Source organism: Streptococcus oralis, assembly GCF_001579025.1.
Taxonomy (GTDB): Bacteria; Bacillota; Bacilli; order Lactobacillales; family Streptococcaceae; genus Streptococcus; species Streptococcus oralis_X.
This window is the reverse complement of sequence record NZ_KQ970235.1, coordinates 224,573-225,717: the sequence shown is the minus strand read 5'-3', so window position 1 is coordinate 225,717 and position 1,145 is coordinate 224,573. Positions and strand designations below refer to the sequence as shown.

Annotated in this window: 1 pseudogene; it reads right to left on the bottom strand. The window is 46.4% G+C overall.

What is annotated here, in order from left to right:
- Nucleotides 1–161: 161 nt before the first annotated feature.
- Nucleotides 162–1,145, bottom strand: a pseudogene (gene priA, locus SORDD27_RS09905) (replication restart helicase PriA); the annotation flags it as partial.

The window sequence follows — 1,145 nt, the reverse complement described above, 5'->3', positions numbered from 1 at the left end:
ACTGGGGTTTCTTGGATTACTTTTTTACGACCGACAGCGCGGTCTGGCTGGGTTACAACAGCTAGAATCTCGTAACGATCATCTGATAACAACCCCTTCAAAACTGTTGCTGAAAAGTCGGGTGTCCCCATAAAGATTAGTTTCGTCATTTCTTCTCCTTCTTATAAAAATTGTTGCGGTTCATGGTCAATGCTGAGACGAAGCTCACTATTTTCCCGTTCTTGAGTCAAGGCCAAAACCCGATTGAGAGTCTGTCCCAGCTCATCTTCTAAACGGTATTTAATCAAAATCTGGTAATGATAAAGGTTGTGGGTACGGGCGATGGGTTTTGGCGTTGGTCCAAGGATTTTACTAGTTTCCGATAAACCTGAGCGCAAAATCCCCATAACTTCATAGGCACGTTTGACAACCTCTTCTTCTTTCTTGTGAGAGAGGGTAATCCCAATGGTGAAATAATAAGGTGGGTAGCCGAGTTGACGCCTAATACTCATTTCATAGGCGTAAAAACCTTCATAGTCCTGTTCCTTGGCAAAACGAATGGCATAGTGCTCAGGATTGTATGACTGGATCAAGACCTGCCCAGCTTTTTCCGCACGACCAGCACGACCAGCCACCTGAGTTAAGAGTTGGAAGGTTCTCTCAGAAGAACGGAAATCAGGCAAGTTCAGGGCTGTATCCGCATTGAGCACTCCGACTAGGGTCACATTGGGAAAATCCAAGCCCTTAGCAATCATCTGAGTTCCCAGCAAGATATCTGCTTCCCCTCGGCCAAACTGGTCAAGAAGAGCTTGGTGACTGCCTTTCTTACGAGTCGTATCCACATCCATCCGTAAAATGCGAGCCTGAGGAAAGAGTTCTGCTAGTTCATCATATGCTTTCTGAGTCCCTGTACCGTAGTAGCGAATACTGCGGCTTTGACAGTTGGGACAGACATGAGGAATCCCCTTTGAAAAGCCACAGTAATGGCAGTTCATGGTCTTGGTATCCATATGGAGAGTCAGAGAAATGTCACAGTTGGGACAGCTATCTACCGTTCCACACTCCCGACACATAACAAAGCTAGAATAACCCCGACGGTTGAGCATGAGGACTACCTGCTCTTTTTTATTCCAAGCGGTCTTGGATGGCTTCTAGCAAAGGAGGCG